Raw genomic sequence first — 15,806 nt, forward strand, 5'->3', positions numbered from 1 at the left:
TGCTATAATAGCAAGTTTTGTTAGTAAGCCAGTTTCCTCTTCTCACAAGAATAAAAACAAAGAAAGTAAGAAAATAAAAACAATTAATAATTAAAAGCAAAAAACTATGTTGACATCATTGTTATTAGCAGCAGAAACTGCAAAGTTGGGCGCCGCTATCGGTGCAGGTATCGCAGCCGTAGGCGCAGGTCTTGGTATTGGTCGTATCGGTGGTCAGGCGATGGATGCTATGGCTCGCCAGCCAGAGAAGATTGGTGATCTTCGTTCTGCTATGATCGTTGCTGCCGCTTTGGTTGAGGGTGTTGCCTTCTTCGCGGTTATCGTTGCTGCTCTCTGTGTATTCTAAACCACAGAAGAGAGCTATTTAAACAAAATTGGTAAGAAAAGTAATTTAGCAGCTTATGTCATTATTATTGCCAGATAGTGGCTTACTCTTTTGGATGACCCTCGTCTTTCTGGTGGTCTTCGGCATCTTGTGGAAGTGGGGTTTCCCATCAATCATCAAGATGGTGAACGAGCGCAAGGAATATATTGACGAGAGTCTTGCAAAGGCAGAGGAAGCCAACTTGAGGCTTGCCAACATTCAGAAACAAGGTGAGGAGCTGCTTATGGAGGCACGTGAGAAACAGGCGCAAATCCTTAGGGAGGCGTCTGAGACACGTGAAACCATAGTCGGTCAGGCACAGGAGAAGGCACGCGAAGAGAGTGCTCGTATCCTTTCTGAAGCCAAGGCAGAGATTGAAAGTCAGAAGCAGGCTGCCATCCGTGACATCCGTTCGCAGGTTGCAGAGCTTTCTGTGCAGATTGCTGAGAAGATTCTGCACAAGGAGTTGTCTGGTTCTGCCGAGCAGACTCAGCTTATCGACAGCTTATTGGATGAAGTTGCTTCTTCTAACGGAACAGAAAGTAAATAATCGCTTATGAATACAGGTGTAATATCGGTTCGCTATGCTCGTGCGCTGTTGAAGACTGCCTGTGAGCAAGGTCTCGAGGACAAGGTATATGCTATCATGCAAACACTTGCCCAGAGTTACCTTCAGGTGCCCGAACTCCGCATGACGATTGAAAGCCCGATGCTTCCGAAGGAGAAGAAGCGCAAGCTATTGGAAGTAGCCTGTGGTGACGACTGTCCTGAGCTTGTTGGAAACTTCCTTTCCCTTGTTATGAAGGGAGATAGAGAGGAGTTGCTGCAACTTATGGCGAATGACTATGTCGCTCTGTATCGTAAGCAGAAGAACATCATTCGCGGAAAGGTCATCACAGCCTCGCCTGTCTCTTCCCAGACGGAAGACAAGATGAAAGCACTGGTACAGTCCAGAGCGCAGGGAACCGTTGAGTTCAACACTGAGGTTGATCCTTCACTCATTGGCGGCTTTATTCTTGAGTATGACACTTATAGAATGGATGCCAGCGTGAAGAGCAAACTGAACGCTATCCTCACACAATTAAAAAAGTAATTAGATTAATAACATGTCAGATAAAATTAAACCAAGTGAGGTGTCTGAGATTCTTTTGAAAGAACTTCAAGGCATCAACTCTGAGGAGAAGTTTGATGAAGTCGGTACCGTACTGACCGTTAGCGACGGTGTGGCACGTGTCTATGGTCTTCGCAATGCTGAAGCCAACGAGTTGCTTGAATTCGAGAATGGCACCATGGCGATTGTCATGAACTTGGAGGAAGACAATGTTGGTTGTGTCCTTCTTGGTCCTACGTCAGGTATCAAGGAGGGACAGAGCGTGAAGCGTACACACCGCATTGCCTCTATCCGTGTCAATGACAACTTCTTGGGACGTGTAGTCAACCCGCTTGGAGAGGCTATCGATGGTAAGGGTGATATCGACCTGACTGAATCTTTTGAGATGCCATTGGACCGTAAGGCTCCGGGTGTTATCTATCGTCAGCCAGTGAAGGAGCCACTCCAGACTGGTCTGAAGGCTGTTGACTCAATGATTCCTATCGGTCGTGGTCAGCGTGAGCTTATCATTGGTGACCGCCAGACAGGTAAGACAGCCATTGCCGTTGATACTATCATCAATCAGAAGAGCTTCTATGAGCAGGGTAATCCTGTTTATTGTATCTATGTTGCTATCGGTCAGAAGGCTTCTACCGTTGCTACATTGGTACAGAACCTCAAGGAGCGTGGCGCATTGCCTTATACGATTATCGTAAGTGCTACAGCGGCTGATCCTGCTGCTATGCAGTATTATGCACCATTTGCTGGTGCTGCTATCGGTGAGTACTTCCGCGATCGTGGTTACTCTGCTCTCGTTATCTATGATGACTTGTCAAAGCAGGCTGTAGCTTATCGTGAGGTTTCATTGATTCTTCGTCGTCCTTCAGGTCGTGAGGCTTATCCTGGTGACGTTTTCTATCTCCACTCTCGTCTGCTTGAGCGTGCTGCACGTATCAACAACCAGCAGGAGATTGCAGAGAAGATGAACGACCTTCCAGAATGTATGAAGGGCCATGTAAAGGGTGGTGGTTCGCTTACAGCGTTGCCTATCATTGAGACACAGGCAGGTGACGTGTCAGCCTACATCCCTACTAACGTGATTTCCATTACCGACGGTCAGATTTATCTTGAGTCAGACCTCTTCAATCAGGGCTTCCGTCCAGCTATTAACGTAGGTATTTCCGTATCTCGTGTGGGTGGTTCTGCGCAGGTTAAGAGTATGAAGAAGGTGGCTGGTACGTTGAAGATTGATATGGCACAGTATCGCGAGTTGGAGGCATTCTCTAAGTTCTCATCAGATATGGACAAGGTCACAGCGATGACCCTCGACCGTGGACGTAAGAACAACCAGTTGCTTATCCAGCCACAGTACAGTCCTATGCCAGTGGGTGAGCAGATTGCTATCCTCTATTGTGGTGTGAACGGACTGATGCGCGACGTACCTGTCGACCAGATTCGCCAGTGTCAGGACCAGTTCCTCGACAGCATGCGCTCTTCTCATGCCGATGTAATCAGCGAGTTAGCTTCTGGTAAGCTCGAAGATGCTTCTATCAAGGTAATCGAAGAAGTCATGGGCAATATTGCCGGACAATACAAATAAAGACAATACAGAATGGCATCCTTAAAGGAAATCAAGACTCGTATCGCCAGTGTTCAGAGTACTCGTAAGATTACGAGTGCGATGAAGATGGTTGCGTCGAGTAAGTTGCACCATGCCCAGAATGCCATCGAGAGTATGCTCCCATACGAGGCTATGCTCGAACACATTCTCAAGGCTTTCCTTGTCTCTACGCCCGATACGGACACTCCGTTCGACGAACAGAGACCAGTGAAACGTGTTGCCTTACTCGTGTTCTCCTCAAACAGTTCTCTCTGTGGTGGATTCAATGCTAATGTCATCAAGCTGATGCAGCAGACGATAGACGAATATCGTGCGCAGGGTTTGACTGACAAGGATATTGTCATTTATCCCGTAGGACGTAAGGTGTTTGAAACAGCTAAGAAGCGTGGATTTACTTGTGTATATCCTTATCCGCAACTTGCTGACAAGCCAAATTCTGAGGAGTGCCGCAATCTCGCTAAAGAGTTAAGTCAGAAATGGCTGGATGGCGAGTTCGACAAGGTGGAGATAATTTATCATCACTTCAAGAGTGCAGGAAGCCAGATTCTCCAGCGTAAGAATTTCCTTCCGATTGACCTTGAGGAAGAACTCAATGCCGACTCTACGCGTGATCTTTCATCAAATATTTCGAGCAAGGCTGCACAGGAATATCTCAAGAGAAAAGGACAGTCTGAAACACAGAAGTCTAATAAAGAGGCTGTTACTCCTCTGAATGATAACTTCATCGTTGAGCCAGACCTGCATACAGTCTTGACAGCATTGGTACCGAAACTGCTGCATCACATGGTCTTTACTGCCCTTTTAGACAGTAATGCCTCTGAGCACGCAGCGCGAATGGTTGCCATGCAGACCGCAACAGATAATGCTGACGATTTGCTTCGTGCGCTTAACTTGCAATATAACAAGTCGCGTCAGGCAGCCATCACATCTGAGTTGCTCGATATTGTAGGTGGTACGGTAAATAATTAATTTCTTGTTTGCCCTTGTGGTAGGCAGTGAATAGAATCTAATAAACAGGGATAGGCGTTGGCTTATCCCTGTTTTTTATTGGGGTAATTAGCCTAATAATTTATTAGCCTAATTAGCCTAATTAGCCCAATAAGGAAAATAAGCCCTATAACCCTAATAATTTATTAGCCCAATTAGTCTAATAAGGCTAATGAGCCTTATAATTAATCAGCCTAATTAGTCCAATTAGCCAAACACTTAATTTCCCTGCTTATTGTTGGAAAATAATTAACAAAAAGTCTGCTCAATCCTCCCTTGAATCCCTCCAAAATATTTTAAAGAGCCTTCTTTGTAACTATCATATAATCAATAACTTGCAGAGGTGCTTTTTAAAAGGTGCTTACTTGGACTTTAAAAGGGCGTTAGTAAGGGGCTTAAAGGGCATCTTTTGCAAGCCAAAAGGGCGTCTTTACGAACCTAAAAGAGCATGTGTTGAATTTCAAGCGTTGAATTTTTTATTACAAAACAGATAATCGTTTGGTTCTTCCGAAATATGGAGTGCTAAACTAAACGTCTTATATAATAGGCACACGGAGTTACGGAGGGGACGGAGGTAATGCAATGTAACGGAGGTGCCGACGGCACAAAGAGCGACGGAGGTATAGCGTACAGATTCTTAATAAATATTTAGGGATAAATGCTTTGTTGATAAATTGCTAATAGAATTGGCAAACAAGCTCCGTCGCTCTATGCACCGACGGTGCCTCTGTGACTTCTATCGCTTTTTAATAATCCTCCGTTCTCTCCTTTTCTCCGTGTGACATTTCGTTAGAAACCTAACTTTAAATGTCAAACCTTATCACTCCAAAATCCTGAAAACCTATAAATAAACCTTAGCATAAGTATAGGTTATGAGAGATAATGATTCATGATAAAAAAGCGTATAAAGTCAGAGGTTATAAAATTTGTTTTATAGAAAAGTTTCAATTTGTAAACCAAACTTTATATAAATGTATGATTCTTATTAAATGTGATTTATTAGAGTATTAGTAAAGTTGTTGTCCCTTACAAATTTTATCAATAATTCCAGATAAAGTCTGCTTTGTTTAATACCTTCTTTATATCTTTGTAGGGTAGAAAATCGTACACATAAAAGGAGGTGACACGGTGTTGTGTGGGTGAAGATAATCACTTGAACATAAGCGTGTTTAGAAAAAAAAATCAGATAGTAATGCTTCGTTATATCAATACAGATATCGTCTTTCAGGAGTTTCCCGATGAGGTGACACTTGCCATTAATATTTCGGGATGTCCGTGTCGTTGTCCGGGCTGCCATAGTCAGTTCTTGTGGGCAAATAGGGGAGATGAATTGACGGCTGAAGCACTGTCTGCACTGATTCATGGTGCGAAAGATACCATTGCCTATGTGGGTTTTATGGGTGGCGATGGTGACCCAGCGGCAGTCGACCTGCTTGCGAAATATGTCCAAGAACGTCACAACGGTTTGAAGGTTGGTTGGTATACTGGGCGCACGGCAATCTCTCCGCTCATCAATCAACAGCATTTCGACTATATCAAAGTGGGACCCTACCTCCGCCATCTTGGTGGACTTGATTCCCCACGCACCAATCAACGAATGTACCACCGCTGCACAGATGGAAACTTTGAGGATATCACTTCCCGCTTTTGGACACATCAGATAGGCAATAACCTATAAAAAAGTCACCTTTGGTTGATAAGATTTAACCCAGCGTTCCTTGACATTTTGCTTAAAAATTACTACCTTTGCACTCGCTTAGAAAGCAGTTGATTTCTGTTAACAAGAGCAGGCGTTATTGGTCTTATAAATACCAATCCAGCTTATACAAAGGATTCGTATGTCTTGCTCTCTGAGAGTATCTTCCATTAAAACAAGGATTAAGACATTAAATCTGACAATTGCATAGTGTTATTTATTTCTCTGAGAGTATCTTCCATTAAAACAAGGATTAAGACTTATTAAGATTACAATAGTTAACTACATTAGCAATACTCTGAGAGTATCTTCCATTAAAACAAGGATTAAGACTCCGCCCTTACAATAGAATAGTAATAAAAGCCGTTGCCCTCTGAGAGTATCTTCCATTAAAACAAGGATTAAGACCATTTTAATTGCAATTTTATTGGGTTACCGAAATCTCTGAGAGTATCTTCCATTAAAACAAGGATTAAGACCATTTTAATTGCAATTTTATTGGGTTACCGAAATCTCTGAGAGTATCTTCCATTAAAACAAGGATTAAGACGACATACACTTACAGTTCGGATCATGTACAATACTCTGAGAGTATCTTCCATTAAAACAAGGATTAAGACATTTTTAGTTTGTTAATAATTGGTTAAAATTGTCTCTGAGAGTATCTTCCATTACAACAAGGATTAAGACGACATACACTTACAGTTCGGATCATGTACAATACTCTGAGAGTATCTTCCATTAAAACAAGGATTAAGACATTTTTAGTTTGTTAATAATTGGTTAAAATTGTCTCTGAGCGTATCTTCCATTACAACAAGGATTAAGACAACAGTCCACTGTCAGACACACGAAATACGAATCTCTGAGCGTATCTTCCATTACAACAAGGATTAAGACAAACGAACGTAATTCTCTTTAGGAGTAACAGTTACTCTGAGATTATCTTCCATTTAAACAAGGGTAAATAGAGCTGGCAAAGTTAAGGTGGATTATTGTTTAGTATTTTTAAGCATAGTACTTCTACCTTTTTTAATAGTATTCTCACTTTAGGAAAGGTCAGACAGAGAGTAGCTTATAAGAAAAAAGTCTGCTCCGCTTGACATTCTGCTTTAGAATCATTACCTTTGCAATCGATTTACGGCTACTCCTAAGTAACGGAAAATGTATTTTTAGAGTCCTTGTAAGTCAAAGAATAACAGAATAATAATGAAAAAGTTTAAGACAATAATCATGTTGCTATTGGTTGCTATTGCGTTGTATGCGCAGCGAACTCCAAGAGTGACGAATGATCTTAAAGAAGGAGACTTAATCTTTCAAGTATCGCAAAGTCGTCAGTCACCTTTTATTCAATTAGCAACTAATTCTCCGTGGTCACATTGTGGTGTGATTGTAGAAAAGGAGGGAAAACTCTATGTGCTTGAAGCTTCTAATGTTGTCAAGGTCACTCCACTAAAAGCGTGGATTGATAGGGGTAAGATGGGAAGGTATAAGAGAAGACGAGTACTGAACAAACCTGTCAAAATTAAGTACGCTAAATACCTTGGTAAGCGTTATGATTTAGCCTTTAAGTTTAATAATGACAAGTATTATTGTTCAGAACTTATATACGACATCTATAAGGATCAGTTTGGTATTCAACTCGTTACGCCCAAGCCGATCAAGTCTTATCATATCTTCGGACTTGGTAAACTAATGAAAAGACGTGGTATGGACCCAAATCAGAAAGTCGTTGCTCCTTGTGACTTGTTATAGATTTAGCTGCATAATGGAAACCGAGTTCTCATGTTGTCTTGTATTCTCCATAAGCAACCTGTTAACTTGTCAACTCGTTCACTCGTCTAACTTGTCACCCCTCATGTTGCATTGTTCTCCCAATACATTTCTATAAAACAAACTTTGCTGTCACTGCTATCACTCGAAGAACTCGTCTAACTTGTTAGTTTACAGTGTGATTACTTGAAGTGTTAAAAGTGACAGCAAATAAAAACTAAACTCTTCTTGTAAGAAGTGTATTAGTCTCTTGCTTTTTTCAAGCCCTTCTCCTCCCATATATTATAAGTATTTACCCCTGTTCTCCTGTTACTTTGTCTTTCTTCGCAATCAACTTGTTCCCTATCAACTTGTTTACTCGTCCACTCGTTCCCGTGTTACTCTGTCTTCCTTCGCAATTAACTTGTTCACCTGTCTACTCGTTTACTTGTCCACTCGTCCCCTTGTTACTCTGTCTTTCTTTACTATTAACTTGTTCACTCGTCCACCCGTTCACTTGTCCACTCGCTCTCAAGAGTGTATTATTTACGTAATATCCTTGCTTTCCTATTGCTTATTTGTTTTTTTTTATTAACTTTGCCTACGTTGTAAAATGGAGTGGGGCTTGCAAGCTGAGTAGCAGTCTCATAGCGTCTTTGAAGAAGCCTTGAAAAAGGCGGTCAGAGACAGTTCAGAAAGCGTATAACACCTAACTATTATGCATAAACAATTTTTATTCGGTTTATTATTATCGTCATTAACAGCTGCGCCTATACAGGCTGATGACTACCCTGCGGGAGGCTATCTCTTCGGTCAGGCAACAGCACCAACTGGTAATGAATGGCAAGCACCGGGTGCATTAGGCTACAATAAGTTGCCTGCTCGTGCGTTGTTCTCTTCTTTCTCGTCTGTTGATGAGGCAAGAAAAGTTTTGCCAGAGTTCGCAAAGGACTACCTTTCTCTCGAAGGAGAGTGGAGTTTCCACTTCTCAAAGAACCCTGATGAGCGTCCAAAGGACTTCTTTACAAAGGGTTATGATGACAGCAAGTGGGATCGTTTGCAGGTGCCAGTAAGCTGGAATATGGCGGGTATTCAGAAGGATGGAACATTGAAGTATGGTGTGCCAATCTATGTGAATCAGTGGGTTATCTTCAAATATAACATCGAACCGGGTGACTGGAAGAAGGGTGTTATGCGTGAACCGCCAAAGAACTATACTACTTACGAATATCGTAATGAGGTGGGTTCGTTCAGAAGAAGCTTTGATATCCCAGCAACTTGGGACGGTAAGGAAGTCTATCTTAACTTTGATGGTGTAGACTCATTCTTCTATTTGTGGATTAACGGTCGTTACGTGGGCTTCTCAAAGAACTCGCGCAACACGGCACAATTCGATATTACCCCTTATATCACTAAGGGCAAGAACGAGGTGGCAGTGGAGGTTTATCGTTCGTCTGACGGTAGTTTCCTCGAGGCACAGGATATGTTCCGCCTGCCGGGTATCTTCCGTAGCGTGAACGTTACAGCAACTCCGAAGGTACACGTTGCTGACGTGAAGGCAATCCCTTCATTCGCTGATGGTAAGGGTACTGTCGATCTCAATACAACATTGCAGAACCTCACAACCAAGAATACAAAAGACTTGCACCTTCGTTGGAGCATCTATAAGAACAGACTCTTTGCTGATGACAACGAGTTGGTTGCAACTTTCGAAGATGCGAAGGCAAAGACCACTTGTAGCAGCAACGGACAGACTAACGTTCGTCAGACACTTATCGTGAACAATGCGGCAGCATGGACAGCTGAAGAGCCTAACGTCTATGTTGTTGTTGGTGAGCTGATGCAGGGTAAGAAGGTTGTTGAAACGATAAGTTTCCAAACTGGTTTCCGTACGGTTGAAATCAAGGACACTCCTGCAAGTCAGGACGAGTTCGGTTTGGCTGGAAGATATTACTATATCAATGGTAAGCCTGTGAAACTCAAGGGTGTAAACCGCCACGATACCAACCCATTGACGGGTAAGGTTATCTCTCGTGAGCAGATGGAACGTGAGATTATGCTGATGAAACGTGCGAACATTAACCACGTGCGTACCTCTCACTATCCTAACGACCCTTACTTCTATTATCTCTGTAACAAGTATGGTATCTACTTGGAGAGCGAGGCAAACATCGAGAGCCATGAGTACTTCTATGGCAAGGCATCGCTTTCTCACGTGCCAGAGTTCCAAGCAGCCCACGTTGATCGAGTGATGGCAATGACACGTCAGTTGGTTAATCAGCCTTCAATCGTTATCTGGAGTTTGGGTAACGAGGCAGGACCGGGTCATAACTTCGTTGTAGCTTACGACTCTTTGAAGGCTTACGATGCTTCAAGACCAGTACAGTATGAGCGCAATAACGACATCGTGGACATGGGTTCTAACCAGTATCCAAGTATTGCGTGGACACGTGATGCGGTGAAGGGTAAGATGGGTATTAAGTATCCTTTCCATATCTCAGAGTATGCCCATTCGATGGGTAACGCTGTGGGCAACCTCGTTGACTACTGGGAGGCAATGGAGTCTACTAACTTCTTCATGGGTGGTGCGATCTGGGACTGGATTGACCAGAGTATGTACAACTACACAAAAGATGGCAAGCGTTACCTTGCTTATGGTGGTGACTTCGGTGATACGCCTAACGACGGACAGTTTGTTATGAACGGTATCATCTTCGGTGATGAGCAGCCTAAACCGCAGTATTATGAGGTGAAGAAGGTGTATCAGTATATTGGTACAAGCTGGAAGGAGGCTAAGACAGCTACTTTGGATGTCTTCAATAAGAACTACTACTCTGATGACCTCAGTGGTTATGCAATGTCTTACAGCCTAACAGCTGATGGTGTAACCGTAAAGAAAGGTAATCTTGAACTTGGTAGCGTACCAGCAAGAAGCCATAAGAGCATTACAATCGCAGGACTCAACGAGGGTCTTGACCCTAATAAGGAGTACCTCCTCCACGTAACTTATCGTCTCAAGCATGATATGCCATGGGCAAAGGCAGGTTATGTTCAGGCTGAGGAGCAGTTGCCTGTACAGGCGGCAGCGGCTCGTCCAGCTATCGCAGCAGCAGGTAAGGTGAATATGTCTGCCGTAAAGGACAATAAGATTGTCTTCTCTGGCAAGACTTTTACAACGACTTTCGACCTCGCTAAGGGTACTATCTATAACCTCCAGTACGATGGTAAGACCGTCATTCCAGATGGTTGTGGACCAGAGTTGAACGCTTTCCGTGCATGGGTTAACAATGACAACTGGGCTTACGAGGCTTGGTATGCAAACGGTTTGAATAACCTCCAACACAAGTGTACCAACTATACAACCCACGCAAATGCTGACGGTTCTGTATCAGTTGTATTCAATGTTGAGTCACAAGCACCTTATGGTTATCGCCTTGAAGGTGGCAACGCCAACTGGAAGAAGCTCATCGAGTACAAAGAAAAGCCATTCGGTAAGGACGATTTCCACTTCAATACGCAGGTGGTTTACACTATCTTCCCTGACGGTAGCATCGAGAGCGAGAGCGCAATCACAAGCAATAAGCCTAATCTCACACTCGCTAAGCTGGGTTATACCGTACGTATTCCTAAGAAGCTCAACCTCTTGACTTACTATGGTCGTGGTACTGTAGACAACTATCCAGACCGTAAGACAGGTCAGATGATTGGTATCTACGAGCAGCAGGAAGTTGAGGATGAGTTCGTTGCCTTCCCTAAACCACAAGATACGGGTAACCATCAGGATACTCGTTGGCTCTCACTTACAGGCAATGATGGCGGCGATGCCCTCTATGGTGCTATCTTCGTGGCTAAGGATAAGATGAGTTTCTCTGCGCTTCCTTGGTCAGATAATACCATTGCAATGGCTAATCACCCACACGAGTTGCCACAGAGTGAATACACTCATTTGCATCTTGACATGGCTATCACTGGTCTTGGTGGTAACAGTTGTGGACAGGGTGGTCCGTTGATGCGCGACCGTGTAATGGCAACGCCACACACCTTCGGTTATATGATTCGTCCGATGAACTCTGTTAAGACTAATGACCTCGTTAGCAATGCGAATGTTAGTCTTAAGGGTGCTACACCACTTACTATCATCCGTGATGGCGAAGGCAATGTTACAATCAATGCAAACGGTGCGAAGGGCGATATCTACTATCGTGTTAATGGCAATAAGAAAGCCATGAAGTACACTGGTCCTGTTAGCTTGCGCGATGGCGGTACTATCTCTGCTTGGGCACAGGAGAATGATTGGCTCGTAGCTTCTCAGACCTTCTCACGCATTGAGAGCATCCCATTGTCAGTGGTCTTCGCTTCAAGTCAGGAGAGTGGTGAGGGCGATGCAAGCCATCTTACTGATGGCAACCCAAGCAGTTACTGGCACACAATGTACTCTGTTACGGTGGCTAACCACCCACACTGGGTTGACTTCGACTGTGGTGGAATGAAGACTATCAAGGGTTTCACCTACCTTCCACGTCAGGACAGCAACAATGGTAACATCAAGAAGTACAGCATTCAGGTAAGCAACGACGGCAAGACATGGGGCAAGGCTGTTGCTGAAGGTGAGTTTGAGAACAATAGAAAGGAAAAGACTATCCTCCTCACCACACCTGTTAAGGCTCGCTTCGTTCGTCTGACAGCCCTCAGTGAGCAGTCTGGTCAAGACTTCGCAACTGGTGCTGAGTTCAAGGTATTGGAGAAGTAAAGACTTTCTATCAGTGTAGGGCATCCCCATAATTGCTGCCCTTGCTTCTGATAGAGCTACATTAAAATAAAAAAGGAGTGGAAGAAACAGTGTTTTCTTTCACTCTTTTTTATTTGTCATAGTAAAGTATGTTGGAAGAATCCACATCCCATTTCGTTCTATTTATTATTTGTTGTAGATGGGAAAAGATTCTTTTCGCACCAAGTGATGAGGGTTGAGACGAGTGGATAGAGCCCCTTTCCGATGGTTGAAAGGCTGTATAGCTTGTTGTTTTCAACGATAATCTTGTCTTCTTTCAAGACTTTTAGCGAGGTGGAAAGAGGACAGTCGGAAAAGTCTTGACTTAACGCTTCGTAACTCACCTCACCTTTCCTACCTAATTCTTGGATAAGGCAAAGCGTGTCTGGCACGCATACCCTTGCAAGGACATTACGTATCGGACACGTTGGGAAGAGTGGGTCTATTACCATTTTAGTTCGTCATTCAATATCACGCCGTCGGTCATAGGGGAATCTTCCTCTGCAAAACTGTTAGCTTTATATTGGATGCAGAGCATTAACATCTCGTCATTGCCAGTATTCTTCAGTGCACGCTTACCTTCTGGAGCAACGCGAATAATACTACCTTCAGTCACTGGGAAGACCTCGCCATCAACTTGATACTCACCTTCACCTTTGAGGATAAAGTAAAGTTCCTCGTGTGTCTTGTGTGTGTGAAGGAAACCACTATCCTGTCCGGGAATGAGTGTCTGGAATGAGAGTTCGCTACCTGTTGTCTGCAATGCCTGACTAACGAATACCTTACCCGGAATCTCAATCTCTCCAAGTGAGAGCACATAGTCCTTGATATCGCTGAGCTTACCTACGTTTACTGCTGTGAAGTTCTTACCATTCTTGATCGTTTCAATTGCTTTCATAATTCTTTTTGTTTTATTGATTTGTTTGTTTTGATGATGCAAAGGTATTGACTTTCAGATTAATCCACAAGTAGGTACGCAAATGTTAGCCAGTTACCTTGAGGTAAGTAATGCTGATAATAAAGCACTTAATAGGTATGCGTTTTACATAGTTTAACACTAAAAGATACGAGCCTTAGCTTATAATAGTTACTTTTGTGCAGTAATATGACTTAAAGAATTTATAAGTATGAATAGAAATGAAGTAAGAGATGCTCTCTATCCAGATTGTCCTATACGTAATGTACTGTCAAGAGTAGGGGACAAGTGGTCAATGTTGGTGCTTTTCACGTTGGAGAACAACAATAGCCAACGCTTTAAGGAACTGCAGCGTAACATTCCCGATATTTCTCAAAAGATGCTGACTGCAACGTTGAAGACGTTGGAGGGAGATGGACTTATCCTTCGTGAAGCCTTCCCTGAGATACCGCCTCGTGTCGAATATTCACTTACGGAGAAAGGGCAAAGCCTCTTACCGCTTATAAATAACTTGATTTCGTGGGCGAGTGAGAACATGGAAGATATTATTGAGTCGAGAAAACAGTATCTGCTGAAGTAGTTTTTTTAGCGTTTTTAGTGGTCAACGAATTAAGTAATAGCAATCTTCTTTGTAAATATTTTTCCTCCCTTCGATTTTTATTAAGGCTTAATAGCGTTTGAATTAACGCCCAATTGGCTTGCAAAAGATGCTCTTTAAGCCCCTTACTAACGCCCTTTTGAAGCCTTACTAAGCACCTTTTGAAATGCAGTTGTGCAACTATCTGATTTCAAAAGACTTACAATGGTACTAAAATCACTTGTTTTTAACCCCTTTTGCAGGATTTTTGTTGGATATTTTGTAATAATATTTCTAAAACCATTGGTCTTTGATTTGATGCCATTCTCTCACAGAATACACAGATAAACAGAAAGAACAGATTTCCTTTTGCTAACTGAAATGCTCAGAGACCTAAAGGTCTTGGAGTACACAGAGCAGTTTTGCGAATGTATAGCAATAGAATCTGTGTCTTCGAATGACCTTTAGGTCTCTGTGTTTCTGTTCTTTCTGTTTATCTGTTCACTCTGTGAGAGAAACCTTAGATTATTTATGTTTGAAAGTTTTACCTTCTCTTTATCCCTTCGTGAGGGCTTATATTAGCAGATTACAAGTTCTCTGGAATCTGTTTTTTCGGACTAATACCTAATGTTTTTAAGCCTTCTAATCGGCGGACGATGTTGCCCTTACCTTCGTTTAGCTGGCCCTTAGCCTTGTTGAAGTCTTGTTGTAGGCGTTCGATATTCGTACCAATCTTCACGAAAGTCTCGGCAAAGGTGACGAACTTATCGAAGAGTTCGTTAGACTGATAGAGGATTTCCTCTACATTCTTTGTCATACGGAAGTTCTGCCACATGGTGTGTGTCAGCTGTAAAGCCATGAGCAGGTTGCTTGGACTCAGAATGATGATGTGCTTGCGATAGGCGTATTGTAGGATAGAAGGGTCGGTCTTCAAGGCAGCAGAATAGCCACTTTCGTAAGGGATGAACATCAAAACGTAGCCGATGCAGCCCGGTACAAGTTTCTCGTAGTTCTTATCAGAAAGTTCGTCGACATGCTTCTTGATAGAGGTAACGTGTTCCTTCATATAGCGTTCGCGCAGAGTAGCATCCTCCTCTTTGATAGCTGCCTGATAAGCCGTCAGCGAAACCTTGGCGTCAATCACCGCACGTTCGTTATTTGGGAAGGCTATCACGGCATCTGGTCGGAAGTTGTTGCCGTCTTTGTCCTTGAAATTCTGTTGCAGGAAATACTGTTGGTCCTGAATAAGTCCACAGTCTTCCAAGGTCTTTTCGAGAATCATCTCACCCCAATCACCCTGCATCTTGGAGTCGCCTTTAAGGGCTTGCGTGAGCGAAGCAGCATCGTTACCAATGCGTTCCGTTTGTTCGCGCAGTTCTTTTACAGCACGTTCCTGATCCTCACGCATCGCTTTGATGGTCATTTCCTGCTCTGCATGAAGGCGCTTCAAGGCCTCTTCAAAAGTCGTTTTAATCTCAGTTTTATTGGCAGTATTCTCCTTGCTATTGTTTGTAACCGTCTGATTAAAAGCCTCTAATCGTTCTTTTAGAGGAGAGAGGAGGGTGTCGAGGCGTTCTTTGTCAGCCGTATTCATCTTTTCTCGACTCTCATCCAACATCTGTGCAGCCATGTTGCGCACCTCCTCTTGCAGCAGTCTGTTCTTAGCTTCAGCCTGCTTTTGCAGTTCGTTGCGTAGCTGTTCGCCATGCTTTCGTTCTGCTTCAAGTTGCTGGTTAGCATTCTCTTTGACTGCAGCAATACGTTCATCAATATTCCTCCGTTCCGTGTCGAGTTGGCTACGGAGCACAGCTAATTCCTCACCAGCCTTCTTCTGCTCTAATGTTGATTTGTTCTTCATCCATAGCAGCATAATACTTGCGCCGATGATAATGCCGAGAATTAAATATATTATTACCATTTTTCCCTTTTTCTATTATAATTTTCTCACAGAATACACAGATAAACAGACTTTACAGAACTTCTACACAGAGCCCTGATGGGCATAGATTGCACAGAGTTCTGACGATATGGATGT

Annotated in this window: 12 protein-coding genes and 1 CRISPR repeat array; of the genes, 9 read left to right on the forward strand and 3 right to left on the reverse strand. The window is 43.1% G+C overall.

From position 1 onward, the window contains the following. Positions 1–106: 106 nt before the first annotated feature. The 8 genes from atpE to PMEL_RS09210 all read left to right on the forward strand — a co-directional run bounded on the left by atpE (position 107) and on the right by PMEL_RS09210 (position 12,260). On the forward strand, positions 107–346 hold the full coding sequence (atpE, locus tag PMEL_RS09175; RefSeq protein WP_120175025.1) for an ATP synthase F0 subunit C: 240 nt from the start codon (positions 107–109) through the stop codon (positions 344–346). Positions 347–401: 55 nt separating this feature from the next. Continuing rightward, entirely contained in the window at positions 402–914 is a 513-nt protein-coding gene (atpF, locus tag PMEL_RS09180) for a F0F1 ATP synthase subunit B (protein ID WP_120175026.1), read from the forward strand. 6 nt (positions 915–920) lie between these two features. Beyond that, positions 921–1,457: a F0F1 ATP synthase subunit delta gene (locus tag PMEL_RS09185; RefSeq protein ID WP_120175027.1), complete on the forward strand. Its 537-nt coding sequence runs from the start codon at positions 921–923 to the stop codon at positions 1,455–1,457. A gap of 13 nt (positions 1,458–1,470) precedes the next feature. Further along, entirely contained in the window at positions 1,471–3,054 is a 1,584-nt protein-coding gene (gene atpA / locus PMEL_RS09190) for a F0F1 ATP synthase subunit alpha (protein WP_120175028.1), read from the forward strand. A 12-nt stretch (positions 3,055–3,066) separates the two neighbouring features. Then, positions 3,067–4,044 carry a F0F1 ATP synthase subunit gamma gene (locus PMEL_RS09195; protein WP_120175029.1) on the forward strand — a complete coding sequence of 326 codons (978 nt, stop codon included), beginning with the start codon at positions 3,067–3,069 and terminating at the stop codon, positions 4,042–4,044. Between the two features lie 1,210 nt (positions 4,045–5,254). Next, complete coding sequence (gene nrdG, locus PMEL_RS09200) at positions 5,255–5,740, forward strand: anaerobic ribonucleoside-triphosphate reductase activating protein (RefSeq protein ID WP_120175030.1); 486 nt, start codon at positions 5,255–5,257, stop codon at positions 5,738–5,740. A 170-nt stretch (positions 5,741–5,910) separates the two neighbouring features. Further along, a CRISPR array of direct repeats spans positions 5,911–6,729; the repeat unit is 37 nt; unit sequence CTCTGAGAGTATCTTCCATTAAAACAAGGATTAAGAC. Positions 6,730–6,967: 238 nt separating this feature from the next. Beyond that, a complete protein-coding gene (locus PMEL_RS09205; RefSeq protein ID WP_120175031.1) occupies positions 6,968–7,513 on the forward strand; it encodes a YiiX/YebB-like N1pC/P60 family cysteine hydrolase in 546 nt (181 codons plus the stop codon). Positions 7,514–8,228: 715 nt separating this feature from the next. Then, on the forward strand, positions 8,229–12,260 hold the full coding sequence (locus tag PMEL_RS09210; protein ID WP_120175032.1) for a glycoside hydrolase family 2 TIM barrel-domain containing protein: 4,032 nt from the start codon (positions 8,229–8,231) through the stop codon (positions 12,258–12,260). Positions 12,261–12,418: 158 nt separating this feature from the next. On the opposite strand, the gene PMEL_RS09215 is transcribed toward PMEL_RS09210, so the two are convergent. Together PMEL_RS09215 and PMEL_RS09220 are read right to left on the reverse strand one after the other, a co-directional pair. Then, the gene (locus tag PMEL_RS09215; protein WP_120175033.1) at positions 12,419–12,730 is read right to left on the reverse strand and encodes a transcriptional regulator; all 312 of its coding nucleotides are present in this window, start codon (positions 12,728–12,730) and stop codon (positions 12,419–12,421) included. Next, positions 12,724–13,176, reverse strand: coding sequence for a cupin domain-containing protein (locus tag PMEL_RS09220; protein ID WP_120175034.1), 453 nt, complete (start codon positions 13,174–13,176; stop codon positions 12,724–12,726). Before PMEL_RS09220 ends, PMEL_RS09215 begins: the two co-directional genes overlap by 7 nt. A 229-nt stretch (positions 13,177–13,405) precedes the next feature. Here PMEL_RS09220 and PMEL_RS09225 point away from each other — a divergent pair, with 229 nt between their 5' ends. Then, positions 13,406–13,774 (forward strand): winged helix-turn-helix transcriptional regulator, encoded by a 369-nt coding sequence (locus PMEL_RS09225; RefSeq protein WP_120175035.1) that lies wholly within the window; start codon positions 13,406–13,408, stop codon positions 13,772–13,774. Positions 13,775–14,357: 583 nt separating this feature from the next. Here the strand turns inward: PMEL_RS09225 and PMEL_RS09230 are convergent. Further along, positions 14,358–15,689 carry a DNA recombination protein RmuC gene (locus tag PMEL_RS09230; protein ID WP_120175036.1) on the reverse strand — a complete coding sequence of 444 codons (1,332 nt, stop codon included), beginning with the start codon at positions 15,687–15,689 and terminating at the stop codon, positions 14,358–14,360. Positions 15,690–15,806 lie beyond the last annotated feature (117 nt).

Origin of the sequence: Prevotella melaninogenica (assembly GCF_003609775.1) — a bacterium.
Taxonomy (GTDB): domain Bacteria; phylum Bacteroidota; class Bacteroidia; order Bacteroidales; family Bacteroidaceae; genus Prevotella; species Prevotella melaninogenica_A.

What these genes read in the sequence shown, in the direction of transcription:
- atpE (WP_120175025.1), top strand. Translation starts at nt 107, where the DNA reads ATGTTGACATCATTGTTATTAGCAGCAGAAACTGCAAAGTTGGGCGCC.
- atpF (WP_120175026.1), top strand. Translation starts at nt 402, where the DNA reads ATGTCATTATTATTGCCAGATAGTGGCTTACTCTTTTGGATGACCCTC.
- PMEL_RS09185 (WP_120175027.1), top strand. Translation starts at nt 921, where the DNA reads ATGAATACAGGTGTAATATCGGTTCGCTATGCTCGTGCGCTGTTGAAG.
- atpA (WP_120175028.1), top strand. Translation starts at nt 1,471, where the DNA reads ATGTCAGATAAAATTAAACCAAGTGAGGTGTCTGAGATTCTTTTGAAA.
- PMEL_RS09195 (WP_120175029.1), top strand. Translation starts at nt 3,067, where the DNA reads ATGGCATCCTTAAAGGAAATCAAGACTCGTATCGCCAGTGTTCAGAGT.
- nrdG (WP_120175030.1), top strand. Translation starts at nt 5,255, where the DNA reads ATGCTTCGTTATATCAATACAGATATCGTCTTTCAGGAGTTTCCCGAT.
- PMEL_RS09205 (WP_120175031.1), top strand. Translation starts at nt 6,968, where the DNA reads ATGAAAAAGTTTAAGACAATAATCATGTTGCTATTGGTTGCTATTGCG.
- PMEL_RS09210 (WP_120175032.1), top strand. Translation starts at nt 8,229, where the DNA reads ATGCATAAACAATTTTTATTCGGTTTATTATTATCGTCATTAACAGCT.
- PMEL_RS09215 (WP_120175033.1), bottom strand. Translation starts at nt 12,730, where the DNA reads ATGGTAATAGACCCACTCTTCCCAACGTGTCCGATACGTAATGTCCTT.
- PMEL_RS09220 (WP_120175034.1), bottom strand. Translation starts at nt 13,176, where the DNA reads ATGAAAGCAATTGAAACGATCAAGAATGGTAAGAACTTCACAGCAGTA.
- PMEL_RS09225 (WP_120175035.1), top strand. Translation starts at nt 13,406, where the DNA reads ATGAATAGAAATGAAGTAAGAGATGCTCTCTATCCAGATTGTCCTATA.
- PMEL_RS09230 (WP_120175036.1), bottom strand. Translation starts at nt 15,689, where the DNA reads ATGGTAATAATATATTTAATTCTCGGCATTATCATCGGCGCAAGTATT.